Source organism: Microbacterium oxydans, assembly GCF_000956525.1.
Classification (GTDB): domain Bacteria; phylum Actinomycetota; class Actinomycetes; order Actinomycetales; family Microbacteriaceae; genus Microbacterium; species Microbacterium oxydans_A.
The window spans coordinates 615,556-628,291 of sequence record NZ_JYIW01000026.1 but is presented as its reverse complement, the minus strand read 5'-3'; the positions used below and the strand labels follow the sequence as shown (position 1 = coordinate 628,291).

Annotated in this window: 13 protein-coding genes; 5 read left to right on the top strand and 8 right to left on the bottom strand. The window is 66.9% G+C overall.

All coding sequences use genetic code 11. From position 1 onward, the window contains the following. Window positions 1–34 precede the first annotated feature (34 nt). Complete coding sequence (locus RS83_RS15665; RefSeq protein WP_045280400.1) at window positions 35–751, bottom strand: alpha/beta fold hydrolase; 717 nt, start codon at window positions 749–751, stop codon at window positions 35–37. 28 nt (window positions 752–779) lie between these two features. Between RS83_RS15665 and ftsY the strand changes: the two genes are divergently transcribed. Both ftsY and RS83_RS15655 read left to right on the top strand, forming a co-directional pair. Next, window positions 780–1,652: a signal recognition particle-docking protein FtsY gene (ftsY, locus tag RS83_RS15660; protein ID WP_045280399.1), complete on the top strand. Its 873-nt coding sequence runs from the start codon at window positions 780–782 to the stop codon at window positions 1,650–1,652. A 44-nt stretch (window positions 1,653–1,696) separates the two neighbouring features. After that, window positions 1,697–2,197: a DUF2004 domain-containing protein gene (locus tag RS83_RS15655; protein WP_045280398.1), complete on the top strand. Its 501-nt coding sequence runs from the start codon at window positions 1,697–1,699 to the stop codon at window positions 2,195–2,197. Between the two features lie 7 nt (window positions 2,198–2,204). Here RS83_RS15655 and lipA read toward each other — a convergent pair whose 3' ends face one another. After that, window positions 2,205–3,194 (bottom strand): lipoyl synthase, encoded by a 990-nt coding sequence (lipA, locus tag RS83_RS15650; RefSeq protein WP_045280397.1) that lies wholly within the window; start codon window positions 3,192–3,194, stop codon window positions 2,205–2,207. Further along, the gene (gene lipB, locus RS83_RS15645) at window positions 3,191–3,829 is read right to left on the bottom strand and encodes a lipoyl(octanoyl) transferase LipB (protein WP_045280396.1); all 639 of its coding nucleotides are present in this window, start codon (window positions 3,827–3,829) and stop codon (window positions 3,191–3,193) included. The genes lipA and lipB overlap by 4 nt, the downstream gene beginning before the upstream one ends. Before the next feature lie 110 nt (window positions 3,830–3,939). On the opposite strand from lipB, the gene RS83_RS15640 reads away from it, so the two are divergent. Together RS83_RS15640 and ffh are read left to right on the top strand one after the other, a co-directional pair. Beyond that, complete coding sequence (locus RS83_RS15640; RefSeq protein WP_045280395.1) at window positions 3,940–4,524, top strand: TetR/AcrR family transcriptional regulator; 585 nt, start codon at window positions 3,940–3,942, stop codon at window positions 4,522–4,524. Window positions 4,525–4,582: 58 nt separating this feature from the next. Next, the gene (gene ffh, locus RS83_RS15635; RefSeq protein WP_045280394.1) at window positions 4,583–6,142 is read left to right on the top strand and encodes a signal recognition particle protein; all 1,560 of its coding nucleotides are present in this window, start codon (window positions 4,583–4,585) and stop codon (window positions 6,140–6,142) included. A gap of 87 nt (window positions 6,143–6,229) precedes the next feature. Here the strand turns inward: ffh and RS83_RS15630 are convergent, their stop codons facing one another. Together RS83_RS15630 and RS83_RS15625 are read right to left on the bottom strand one after the other, a co-directional pair. Beyond that, window positions 6,230–6,466 (bottom strand): hypothetical protein, encoded by a 237-nt coding sequence (locus RS83_RS15630; protein ID WP_045280393.1) that lies wholly within the window; start codon window positions 6,464–6,466, stop codon window positions 6,230–6,232. A gap of 138 nt (window positions 6,467–6,604) precedes the next feature. After that, window positions 6,605–7,528 (bottom strand): EamA family transporter, encoded by a 924-nt coding sequence (locus RS83_RS15625; RefSeq protein ID WP_045280392.1) that lies wholly within the window; start codon window positions 7,526–7,528, stop codon window positions 6,605–6,607. A 70-nt stretch (window positions 7,529–7,598) separates the two neighbouring features. Between RS83_RS15625 and RS83_RS15620 the strand changes: the two genes are divergently transcribed. Then, window positions 7,599–8,489: a LysR family transcriptional regulator gene (locus tag RS83_RS15620; RefSeq protein WP_231587794.1), complete on the top strand. Its 891-nt coding sequence runs from the start codon at window positions 7,599–7,601 to the stop codon at window positions 8,487–8,489. A 61-nt stretch (window positions 8,490–8,550) separates the two neighbouring features. On the opposite strand, the gene glpK is transcribed toward RS83_RS15620, so the two are convergent. The 3 genes from glpK to RS83_RS15605 form a co-directional block, all read right to left on the bottom strand. Further along, window positions 8,551–10,065: a glycerol kinase GlpK gene (gene glpK / locus RS83_RS15615; protein WP_045280390.1), complete on the bottom strand. Its 1,515-nt coding sequence runs from the start codon at window positions 10,063–10,065 to the stop codon at window positions 8,551–8,553. A 26-nt stretch (window positions 10,066–10,091) separates the two neighbouring features. After that, window positions 10,092–10,844 carry an MIP/aquaporin family protein gene (locus tag RS83_RS15610; RefSeq protein WP_045280389.1) on the bottom strand — a complete coding sequence of 251 codons (753 nt, stop codon included), beginning with the start codon at window positions 10,842–10,844 and terminating at the stop codon, window positions 10,092–10,094. Window positions 10,845–10,937: 93 nt separating this feature from the next. Next, the gene (locus RS83_RS15605; protein ID WP_045280388.1) at window positions 10,938–12,647 is read right to left on the bottom strand and encodes a glycerol-3-phosphate dehydrogenase/oxidase; all 1,710 of its coding nucleotides are present in this window, start codon (window positions 12,645–12,647) and stop codon (window positions 10,938–10,940) included. Between the last annotated feature and the right edge of the window lie 89 nt (window positions 12,648–12,736).

The following is a 12,736-nucleotide window of genomic DNA, read 5'->3' as shown; positions in this document are numbered from 1 at the left end:
CGGGCTCAGAGGCTTGTTCGACGCGGCGCCCCAGTCAGCGACGATCGCGGTGTGATTCGCCGGACGCGTCCCCGTCGTCACGCATCGTGCGACGCAGAAACCGGTCGACGATCGGACCGAACTCCGCCATGTCCTGAGCTCGGTGCCCCGCGCCGCGGACGACGTGATGCTCTGCGCCGTGCGCCGCGAGAACGGTGGCGATCGCTTCGTACTCCTCGTTCCATCCTCCGGTCACCACCAGGGTCGGGACTCCGGTCAGTGCCGAGGGACGCACGCCGTGTCCCCAGGGGAGATTCGTGCTCGCCCAACGTTCGGCCAGCGGACGTTCTGCGTTCCACTTCGCGGCATCGAACGGGCCCCCGAACATCAGCGGGCGGAGAATCCGCCAGAATCCCCGAAGGTCGCCGGCCGTTGCCTGGGCACGGGCCTCGGACACGATTCCGATGTGCCGTTCGATGGAGACCGAGCCGCGGGATATGTCGTAGAGCGCCGGCTCGACCAGCACCAGCCCCACGATGTCCATGCGCCCTGTGGCCGCCGCCAGCACAGCGGGCACCGCACCGATCGAGTGTGCGAACACGATCGATCGCCTCGCGGAATGCTCGTGGATGAGCATGTCCACCTGCGCATCGATCGTTGACGTCGCCGGGAACTCGAGGAAGTCGCCGGAAGCGAAACCAGGCCACGCATCTGCGCCGCGGCGGCCCGCGCCATGGATGAACAGGCGATCGACGTCCTGTTCGCGATTCATCCCCGGATGCTACCCGTAGTCTGGAGTCATGGCGGAAAAGTCCTGGTCCCTCGGTCGCGCACTGCGCGGCATGTTCGTCAAGCCCACGATCGATGAGACGACGTGGGAAGACCTCGAGACTGCGCTCATCACCGCTGACTTCGGCCCCGACATCAGCGAGCGGATCGTCGAGGAACTCCGCGAGAAGGTCGAGCGCTATCGCACGACTGACCCGAAGGACCTGCAGCGGATGCTGCGGGAGACCCTGGAAGAGCACTTCGCGAAGTTCGACACGACGCTCAAGCTCACCGAACGTCCCGCCGTCGTCCTGGTCGTCGGTGTGAACGGCGTCGGCAAGACCACGACGATCGGCAAGTTCACCAAGTTCCTGCGCGGGTTCCAGCGCAGCGTCGTGGTGGGCGCAGCAGACACGTTCCGTGCCGCAGCGGTCGATCAGCTCGCCACCTGGGCGCAGCGCGGCGGCGCGGCGATCGTGCGTCCGCAGCAGGAGGGGCAGGATCCCGCATCCGTCGCCTTCCAGACGATCGAATACGCCAAGCGGGAAGGCATCGAGATCGCCATCATCGACACCGCAGGCCGACTGCACACCAAGGGCGGCCTCATGGACGAACTCGGCAAGATCCGCCGCGTCGTCGAGAAGCAGGCGCCGATCAGTGAAGTGCTGCTCGTGCTGGACGCCACGACGGGTCAGAACGGGGTGCTGCAGGCGGAGTCGTTCCTCGAGCACGCTGGGGTCACCGGCCTGGTGATCACCAAGCTTGACGGCTCGGCGAAGGGCGGGTTCGTGCTCGCAGTGCAGGAGCGCACCGGCATCCCCGTCAAGCTGCTCGGACAGGGCGAGGGCATCGACGATCTGACCGGTTTCACCCCTCACGTGTTCGTGCAGTCCCTTGTCGGTTGACGACGGGACTACCGCCGTGGGCACAGGGCTGGTTTCATAGCAATATGGCGATCGAACACGACTACTTCGGACTGCTCTCGTCCGGTCCAGATGGCTCGATCTTCTGGTCTGAGACCGTCGAGCTGGGTGACCAGAGCGTCACCGTCGATCTGACCGCGCCCGACCAGGACGACGTGTCGTCCGAGGCGCTCGACATCGCCGCATCGCTCATCGCCGGGCTCGAGAGCGTCGACGATACGGCTCGCCGAGGCATGCTCGCCGAGGTGGATGACCGCACCAGCGAAGTGACCGAGTACATCCTGCAGCAGCAGGAGGCCTACGGCGACGAGCTCGCCGACGTCCTGGTCGACGTCTCCGGCGACCCGGCCGTCGACATCATCCGCTCGCTTCGGCTGATGAGCATGACGATCCTCGCCGACGAGCACGGCGGGTCCGAGCCTTTCGCGGTGCTCGAGTACGCGCTCGACGCCGATTCGACGGATGACGTGCTGCTCGTCAACCTCGGCTCCGACGGCGGCGTGCAGTCGGTGATGAGCGCCGACTGACGCTCACTCACACGGCCTGAGCGAATCCCAGGTCTGCGCTCTCGGCGATGTGCGCGAGGTGCGGCGGGATCTCGCGTCCCTTCGAGACCATCGACTGCGCCCAGAGGCGTCCGGCGCGATACGACGAGCGCACCAACGGACCGGCGAGCACACCGAGGAAGCCGATCCGCTCAGCCTCCTCCTTGAACTCGACGAACTCCGCCGGCTTCACCCAGCGAGCAACCGGCAGGTGGCGAGGGGTCGGGCGCAGGTACTGCGTGATGGTGATGATGTCGCAGCCGGCATCGTGCAGGTCCTGCAGCGCCTGCACCACTTCTTCCGGCTCTTCGCCCATGCCGAGGATCAGATTGGACTTCGTGATGAGCCCCGCATTCCGGCCCTGTGTGAGCACATCGAGTGAGCGCTCGTAGCGGAAGGCAGGACGGATGCGTTTGAAGATGCGTGGGACGGTCTCGACGTTGTGCGCGAAGACCTCAGGACGGGCATCGAAGATCTGGCCGAGGAAAGCCGGATCGGCGTTGTGCTCGTTCGCGAGCAGCTCGACGCCGGTGTTCGGGTTGAGCTCGTGGATCTTCCGGACGGTTTCGGCGTTGAGCCATGCTCCGGTGTCGGGCAGGTCGTCGCGGGCGACACTCGTCACTGTGGCGTAGCGCAGATTCATCCGCACCACGCTCTCCGCGACGCGGCGAGGCTCATCGATGTCGTAGGCATCGGGCTTCCCGGTGTCGATCTGGCAGAAGTCGCACCGGCGGGTGCATTGCGAGCCACCGATCAGGAACGTCGCCTCACGGTCCTCCCAGCATTCGAAGATGTTCGGGCACCCCGCCTCCTGGCACACGGTGTGCAGGTCCTCGCTCTTCACCAGCGAGTGCAGCGCCGTGTACTCCGGACCCATCTTCGCCTTGGTCTTGATCCACTCGGGCTTGCGCTCGATCGGTGTCTCTGCGTTCCTGATCTCCAGACGCAGCAGCTTGCGTCCTTCGGGGGCGGCGGTCATGCGGTCACTCCTGCGTACTCGTCGGTGAAGGCGATCGCGACGCGATCGACGATGTCGGTGGGGGAGACGTGGGCGCCGATGATCTCGCTCACGGTCGTGACGCCGGCATCCGTGATCCCGCACGGGATGATGCCGCGGAAGCCGGCGAGGGTGTTGTCGCAGTTGAGGGCGAAGCCGTGCATCGTGACGCCCTGCTGGACGCGCACCCCGATCGCTGCGACCTTGTCCTCGGACAGGGGGCGGCGGACCCAGACACCGCTGCGACCGTCGACCTGGTATCCGTCGACGCCGAGCGGACGGAGGATGTCGATCAGCAGTCGTTCCAGGCGACGGACGTGGGCGACGACATCCATCGGTTCGGGCAGCCGCACGATCGGATATCCGACGAGCTGCCCGGGGCCGTGCCACGTGATCTTCCCGCCACGATCGACATCGATCACCGGGGTGCCGTCCTGCGGACGCTCCTGTGGCTCCGTGCGCTTGCCCGCCGTGTAGACGGCCTCGTGCTCGAGCAGGATCAGCGTGTCGGGTCGGGTGCCGTCGACCACCGCCGAATGCACCTGCCGCTGCAGATCCCACCCCTCCGTGTACGGCACGTACTGGGGGGCGAGTCCGGGTCTGAGGATGTCGAGCATGGCGTCTCTCCGCATCGAAGGGTCCTGGGACAGCTAGTTGTATCGAGTCCAACAATACGCCTGGTCGGCGACGTGGGCGCACGCGCCACGGCGCGCGGTACCGTGAATGCATGACTGTGACCGGCCGTGCTGGGCGCCCCAAGGCGTCATCCCGCGAGACCCTCGCCGAGGCGGCGTGCGAGCTGTTCCTCGAGCGCGGCTACGAGTCGACCTCGGTTGCCGACATCACGCAGCGCGCTGGCGTCAGCCGGTCCAGCTTCTTCAACTACTTCACCTCGAAGAGCGACGTGTTGTGGTCTGGTGTCGATGAACGCATCGTCTCCGCGATCTCGGCGCTCGAGGCACTCGGCGGCGAAGCGGACGGCACGGCCGTGCGCGGCATCCTCCACGTCATCGTGCGCGACTTCGCGCCCGACCCGCTCGCACTCGCCCTGCGGAATGCAGCGGCGATGGGGGTGCAGGACGAGCTCGTCCGTGACACCGGACTGCGTCACGCGCGGCTCGCCGCTGCGATCTCGCGGGCTGCGGTCGCATCGGGCGTCGACATCGTGCGTGCCGACATCCTCGGCGCCGCTCACGCAGCGGCCGTCATGACCTCGCTCCGTGTATGGGCGGAGCACGGCGCAGGGCTCGGCAGCCCGGATGGCGTGCTGCTCAGCGCGTTCGGTGCGATCCACGATCTTCCCTGGGCCTGAGCGGCGGGCGCCCGTGTGCGCCGTTCCCGCTCGCCGTCTCGCGTAGAATCGATGCACCATGGCTACCTTTGGCACGCTCTCCGACCGGCTCACCGAGACCTTCCGCAATCTGCGCACGAAGGGAAAGCTCACCGCGGCCGACGTCGACGGCACGGTGCGCGAGATCCGTCGCGCCCTGCTCGATGCAGACGTCGCGCTCACCGTCGTGAAGGAATTCACAGCGAAGGTGCGAGAGCGGGCGCTCGGAGACGAGGTCAACAAGGCGCTCAACCCGGCGCAGCAGGTCGTCCAGATCGTGAACGAGGAGCTCGTGCAGATCCTCGGTGGCGAGCAGCGCCGTCTGCGGTTCGCCAAGACCGCCCCCACGGTGATCATGCTCGCCGGCCTCCAGGGTTCCGGAAAGACGACCTTCGCCGGCAAGCTCGCCAAGCAGCTCGAGGGCGAAGGGCACACCCCGCTCCTGGTCGCCGCCGACCTGCAGCGTCCGAACGCCGTCAACCAGCTCCAGGTGGTCGCTGAACAGGCCGGAGCCACGGTCTACGCCCCAGAGCCGGGCAACGGCGTCGGCGACCCCGTCAAGGTCTCGCGCGACGGGGTCGAGCACGCCCGCCGCCAGCAGCACGACGTCGTCATCATCGACACCGCCGGTCGTCTCGGTGTCGACGCCGAGCTGATGAAGCAGGCGTCCGACATCCGCAAGGCGGTCGACCCCGACGAGGTGCTGTTCGTCATCGACGCGATGATCGGTCAGGACGCCGTGAACACCGCCAAGGCGTTCCAGGAGGGCGTCGACTTCACGGGTGTCGTGCTGTCGAAGCTCGACGGTGACGCTCGTGGTGGTGCAGCGCTCTCCGTGGCATCCGTCACGGGCCGCCCGATCATCTTCGCCTCGACCGGAGAGCGCCTCGAAGACCTCGAGCCCTTCCACCCCGACCGCATGGCGAGCCGCATCCTCGACCTCGGTGACATCCTCACCCTCATCGAACAGGCCCAGCAGGCCTTCGATGAGGAAGAGGCCGTCAAGATGGCCGAGAAGCTCGCGACCGAGCAGTTCACGCTCGAGGACTTCCTCGATCAGCTTCAGCAGATGAAGAAGATGGGGTCGATGAAGAAGATGCTGGGGATGCTCCCCGGCATGGGGCAGATGAAGCAGCAGCTCGAGGACTTCGACGAGCGCGAGATCGACCGTACCGAAGCGATCATTCGTTCGATGACGCCTGGCGAACGCCGCAACCCCAAGGTGCTCAACGGTTCACGCCGACTGCGTATCGCCCGCGGTTCCGGTATGACCGTGACCGACGTCAACGCGCTCGTGCAGCGCTTCGAGCAGGCCGCGAAGATGATGAAGACGGTCGCCCGCGGCGGCACGCCGAACATTCCGGGCATGGGTCCGGTTCCGGGTATGGGCCGCCCAGGCGCATCCTCGAAGCGTGGCAAGAAGGGCAAGTCCTCGGCAGGCTCGCGGTCCGGCAACCCGGCGAAGCGTGCGGCTGAGAACGCCGGGATCACGGCGAGCGCCACGCCCACCGGCTCCGGCTTCGGTCTCGGCGGCGGTGCCAAGGCCGCCCCGAGTGCGGAAGAGCTCGCCGAGATCCAGAAGCTGTTCGGCAAGAGCTGAGCCGGTTCAGGCAGGTGAGACGGGCCCGGGTGTTCCGCGCCGATCGGTATCAGTGCCGACGGCTGAGCACCCGGGCCCGAACGCTCTCTAGAACGGGTTGCGGTAGTTGAACGTCCAGCCGCCGCGGCCGGGCACGCAGTTCGTCACCTGATAGCCCTGGCTCGCCTTGATCGCTCGCTCCTGAGCGCATACGGCGCTGGTCGTGGCGATGATGTAGCCTCCTGGACCTGTTCCCGGACCCGGCATCGCGGATGCAGGTGCTGCGATCCCGAGGACGGCGATGGCTGCGAGCAGCACGCCCGCTGGGGCAGTCTTGATTCTCATCTGAACTCCTTCACGATTCGTTCCTGCCATCGGTGTCGGACCGACGGTTGTTCCTGCCCTATTCATCCATGCGATGGAGGAATACGAAATGGGGAGAAGTCTCCACTCCCTCCAGCCGGGGCGGGAGCACGAGGTGCTTCAGCTCCGCGTCGGTGTGGGACTCGACGATGCAGGCCCTGCGACTGGATGGAGTGTTCGTGATCGAGCTGCGCGGCCGGTCACGATCTGTCCCGTGATCAGCGCGGCGAGCACGACAGTGATGCCGATCAGTTGGATGGCGGTGAACGATTCGCCCGCGATGGTCGCGCCCAGAACGGTTGCGACCACGGGTGAGAGCAGAGCGAGGAGTCCCGGTGCGATGACCGGCAATGCCTGGATGCCGCGGAACCAGAGCGTGTACGCGATGAGGCCGCCGACGATGCCGAGCCAGAGGTACCCGAGAAGGGCGCCGGCGTCGATCTGCGCAGGTACGCCCTCCCAGAGCAGTGTCAGTGGCAGGAGGAACAGTCCGCCTGCGGTGAGCTGCCAGCCTGCGTATGCGACGGGGCCGACCCCTGCAGGGCGGCCCCAGCGCTTGGTGAGGACCATCCCGGCTGCTGTGGCGACGACCCCACCGAGGGCTGCGATGATCCCGAGGGTGTCGAGCCCGGCAGCGGGGGAGAGCACCACGAGTGCGACCCCGCCGGCGCCGGCTGTGGCGATGGCCGCGGTGAGCGGGCGGATCCGGTCGCGCAGGACCAGTGCACCGAGACCCAGGATGATGAGCGGCTGCGCTCCCGCCACGGCAGCCGCGACCCCGCCCGGCAGGCGTTCTGCCGCCAGGAACAGCAGCGGGAAGAATGCGCCGATGTTGAGGATGCCGAGCACCGCAGCCCTCAGCCACCACCCGCCGCTCGGAAGCCGGCGACCGATCGCGATCGCGAGCAGGCCCGCTGGCAGCGCGCGCATCAGTCCTGCGAACAGCGGGTGCCCCGGCGGCAGCAGTTCGGTGGTGACGAGATACGTCGTGCCCCAGCTGATCGGGGCGAGCGCTGTGAGGAGCAGGGTGGCGAGCGGATTCATGAGTCCAGCCTCCGCGGTCTCTGTTCATGAGTCCAACGCATTCTTGTCATCGCTTTCATGAGCGAGGATCATGAGTGAGATGGACCTCCAACAGCTCAGATATGTCGTCGAGGTCGCGTCGACATCGAGCTTCACCCGCGCAGCTGAGCGGTGCTTCGTGACGCAATCCGCATTGAGTCATCAGATCGCCGCACTCGAACGCGAGATCGGACAGCGGCTCTTCCTGCGATCGAGTCGACGCGTGCAGCTCACCGAGGCTGGCGAGGCGTTTCTCGCGCAGGCGAGGATCTCGGTGGTGGCAGCCGACCGTGCGGCGGAAGACGCGGCGGCAGCCGGCGGCGAGGTCGTCGGCACGCTGCGGCTCGGCATCATCCCCACCGTGACGGCGGTCGATGTGCCTGAGGTGCTCGCGCGCTTCCGTGCCGCGCATCCGGCGGTCAGGGTCGAGTTGCAGGGCGGGAACAGCGATGACCTCATGTCCGCCCTGCGTCGCGGCGAGATCGACGTCGCTCTGCTCGGACTTCGCGAAGGGAGCACGCCGAGCGGTGTCGGCTCCCACGTGCTCTCCAGCGACGCACTGGTGCTGGTGATGACGCCGTCTCACCGACTCGCCGGACGCAGCTCGCTCGTGCTCGCCGATGCGGCCGGGGAGACCTTCGCCGACTTCCCAACCGGCACCTCGGGCCGGGAGCAGAGCGATGTCGCGTTCGCGACGGCCGGGGTCGAGCGCGACGTGGCCTTCGAGGCCGACTCGGCAGCGCTCATCCTCGGGCTGGTCGCGGCGGGACTCGCGATCACACTGCTTGCGCCCGGCGTCGTCTCCGCATCGAGTGCAGACCTGATCACGGCGAACGTCGACGACGGACCGCGGCGGATCGAGTACGTGGCCCGGCATGATCGCGCTCCGCGCAACGTCGCCCGCGCGTTCCTCGAGCACCTGGGCGTGAGCTGCGAAGACTGACCCTCAGACGACGAAGGCGGGCCCGGGATGCCCCGGACCCGCCTTCGTCACTGCGCTGACGTCAGTTCACGTCTTCGTCGACCCAGTCCATCGACTTGGTGACGGCTTTGCGCCACAGGCGCAGCTGGCGGTCCCGCTCGCCGTCCTCCATCGACGGCTCCCAGCGCTTGTCCTCCTGCCAGTTCGCGGACAGGTCATCGAGACCGTTCCAGAAACCGACCGCGAGGCCTGCTGCATATGCGGCACCGAGCGCGGTGGTCTCCGCGACGACCGGCCGGACGACCGGCACGCCGAGGACATCCGCCTGGAACTGCATGAGCGCGTCATTGGCGACCATGCCGCCGTCGACCTTGAGCTCGGTCAGATCCACACCGGCATCCGCATTCACGGCGTCGAGCACATCCCGCGTCTGGAAGGCGACGGCCTCCAGCGCTGCGCGAGCGATGTGGTTCTTGTTCGCGTAGCGGGTGAGGCCGACGATCGCACCGCGGGCATCAGGACGCCAGTACGGCGCGAACAGACCGGAGAACGCGGGGACGATGTAGACGCCGCCGTTGTCCTCGACCTTGTCGGCCAGTTCCTCGACCTCGGGGGCGGAGGAGATGATCCCGAGCTGGTCGCGCAGCCACTGGATCAGCGATCCGGTGACGGCGATGGAGCCTTCGAGCGCGTAGTGCGTCGGCTGGTCGCCGAGCTTGTAACCCACCGTCGTGAGCAGCCCGTTCTTCGAGTGGACGATCTCCTCGCCCGTGTTGAAGATGAGGAAGCAGCCGGTGCCGTAGGTGTTCTTGCTCTCGCCCTTCTGGAACGCCGCCTGACCGAAGGTCGCCGCCTGCTGGTCACCGAGGATGCCGGCGATCGGCGTCTCGCGGAGCAGCGAGGAGTCCTCGGCCGCGCCGTAGACCTCGGAGGAGGAGCGGATCTCCGGCATCATCGAGCGCGGCACGCCGAACGCTTCGAGGATGTCGTCGCGCCATTCGAGCGTCTCGAGGTCCATGAACATCGTGCGCGACGCGTTGGTCACGTCCGTGACGTGCACGCCGCCGTCGACGCCGCCGGTCAGGTTCCAGAGGACCCAGCTGTCGGTGGTGCCGAAGATCAGGTCACCGGCCTCGGCCTTCTCGCGTGCGCCGTCGACGTTCTCGAGGATCCACGCGATCTTCGTTCCGGAGAAGTACGTCGCGAGCGGCAGGCCGACGACCGGCTTGAACCGCTCGACGCCACCGTCGGCCGCCAGGCGGTCGACGATGTCCTGCGTGCGCGTGTCCTGCCAGACGATGGCGTTGTACGCGGGCTTGCCGGTGGTCTTGTCCCAGACGACAGCCGTCTCGCGCTGGTTGGTGATTCCGACCGCTGCGATGTCGTGACGCGTGAGGTCGGCGCGGCTCAGCGCCAGACCGATGACCTCCTGCACGTTGCGCCAGATCTCGGATGCATCGTGCTCGACCCAGCCGGCCTTCGGCAGGATCTGCTCGTGCTCCTTCTGGCCCGTCGCGATGATGCTGCCCTTCTTGTCGAAGATGATCGCGCGGCTCGAGGTCGTTCCCTGGTCGATGGCGAGGATGTAGTCAGCCATAGTGTTCTCCTTTGAAATCAGGTCGTTCAGGCGAGGTGCAGCAGGACGGGCGCTGCAGCGGCGGCGATCGCACCACCGATGAGCGGGCCGACCACGGGGACCCACGAGTAGGACCAGTCGCTGGAGCCCTTGCCCTTGATCGGCAGGATGGCGTGAGCGATACGCGGTCCGAGGTCACGTGCCGGGTTGATCGCGTAGCCCGTCGGTCCACCGAGCGAGGCGCCGATCGCGACGACGAGCAGTGCGACCGGGAGCGCCGTGAGCGGTCCGAGGCCTCCGGGAGTGCCGACCTCGATGTCGCCGTAGTCGGCGAACGCGAGGATCACGAAGACCAGCACGAAGGTGCCGATGATCTCGGTGACGAGGTTCCAGCCGTAGGAACGGATGGACGGACCGGTCGAGAACACGCCGAGCTTGTTGGCGGCCTCGGGCTCCTCGTCGAAGTGCTGCTTGTACGCGAGCCAGACGACGATCGCACCGATGATGGCACCGACCAGTTCAGCGGCGGTGGCGACCAGGAACATCGGGAAGTCGATGGTGCCGGAGATCAGCAGTCCGATACCGACGGCGGGGTTGAGGATGGCACCGGAGTACGCGGACACCAGGACACCGGCGAAGACCGCGAGGCCCCAGCCCCAGTTGACCATCAGGAAGCCGCCACCGAAGCCCTTGTTCTTGGCGAGCGCGACGTTCGCCACGACACCGCAACCGAGCAGCACGAGCATCGCCGTTCCTACCAACTCCGAGAGGAAGTAGAGACCGAGATTGACATCAGCCATGTCTTCATTGACCTTTCTTGCGGGTCAGGGCCCCTCTGCCCTGACCCATTATTGGGAGTGCGTCGCAAGGAGGGCGACGGTCGGATCCCCCCGTCAGCCGCGTGCGCGGGACGAGAGGTGAAGTCCATGCCGATCGTTCAGGAGTTCTCGCGTCTGGTCGAGCTCGGCATCGTGACGAGCGCGATCCCATCCCAGCAGCGGTGCCAGCGCATCAGCGATCTCCTCGATCACGGGCTCGTCGGCGTTTCCGATGAAGGCGATGCTCGTGCGCCGCAGAATGACGTCCTGCAGGCGTGCGACCATCTCGTTCTCCACCATCCACTCGAGCTCGCGCGTCGAGAGGTCGCCGCCGGCGAGCGGGGCGTCGTCTCCGTGCTCGATGTACTCCCACACCTGTGCGGCACGCGTGCCGTAGCGGGTCAGCAGCTTCTCGGCGCGATCACCTGCACCGGGCAGGTACTCCTGGATCCAGATGCGCTTGGCCTTCTCGGTGCGAGGGAAGTCCCGGCCGCCACCGATCGCGCGACCGGCGGTCGAGACGGTGCGCGTACGGTCGATGAGACCGAGCACGATGTCGGACAGCGACTCGCCGAGCGCCCTGAACGTGGTCCACTTGCCGCCGACGAGGCTGACGAGCGGAACTGCGCCCTTCTGGTCGACCTCGATGCGGTAGTCGCGCGACACGAACCCTGGGGCGGTGTCCTCGTGACGGGGCAGCGGGCGGATGCCGGAGAAGCGGTACACGATCTGCTTGCGGTCGACGTCGATCTGCGGGAACACGTGGTGGATGAGGTCGAAGAAGTAGTCGACCTCTTCCTCGGTGCACACGGCGACCTCGCTCGGGTCTGCGTCGATGTCGGTGGTGCCGACGAGCACGCGGCCCTTGAGCGGGTAGATCAGGACGATGCGTCCGTCGGAGTGCTCGAAGAAGATCTCGCGTCCGCGGGTGGCCTCGAGCAGCTCGGGGTGGTCGAGCACGATGTGCGACCCCTTCGTCCCGCCCATGAACCTGGTGTCGGCGCCGAGGGCGTCGTTGGTCAGGTCGGTCCACGGCCCGGACGTGTTCACGACCACGTCGGCCGCGACCGAGAACTCGGTGCCGCTCTCACGGTCGCGCAGCAGGACGTTGCGTCCGTCGCGACCGATCGCCTCGACGTAGTTCAGCGCCGTGGCGCCCGGGTGCGCTGCGAGTCCGTCCTGCAGCACGTCGAGCGCGAGGCGCTCCGGGTCGTGCATGGACGCGTCGTAGTACGTCGCCGTGTACTTGATGTTCGGGTCGAGTGCCGGCAGCTCCGCGAGCGAGCGCTTGCGTCCGAGGAAGCGGTGGCGCGGTACCGAGCCGCCGTCGCGAGAGAACGTGTCGTAGATCGTGAGACCGATCTTGATCAGGAAGGCGCCGCGCTCCTGGGGCTTGCCGCTCTTGTGCGTCAGGAAACGCAGGGGTGCGGAGAGGATGCCCGAGAACGTGGAGTAGATCGGGATCGTCGTCTGCAACGGCTTCACGTAGTGGGGCGCGATCTTCAGCAGACCGTTGCGCTCTTCCACGGACTCCCGGACGAGACGGAACTCGCCGTTCTCCAGATAGCGGATGCCGCCGTGGATCATGTGGCTCGATGCCGAGGATGCACCGGATGCGAAGTCGCCGCGTTCGACGAGGACGACATCGACTCCCTGCAGAGCCAGGTCACGGAACGCCGAGATGCCGTTGATCCCGCCGCCGATGAGAAGGACGCTCGTGCGTCCGGATTCACGAAGCGCACCGACTGCGGCGCGTTCGGGTGATGAGTGTGTCGACTCGATCATCCTCGACCTCTTTTCATTGCTTGCCCTCAGCATCGACCTGTCTCTGGCTGCGCGCAAGTCGACTGCACATATGTGCAAGGATCGAGAAC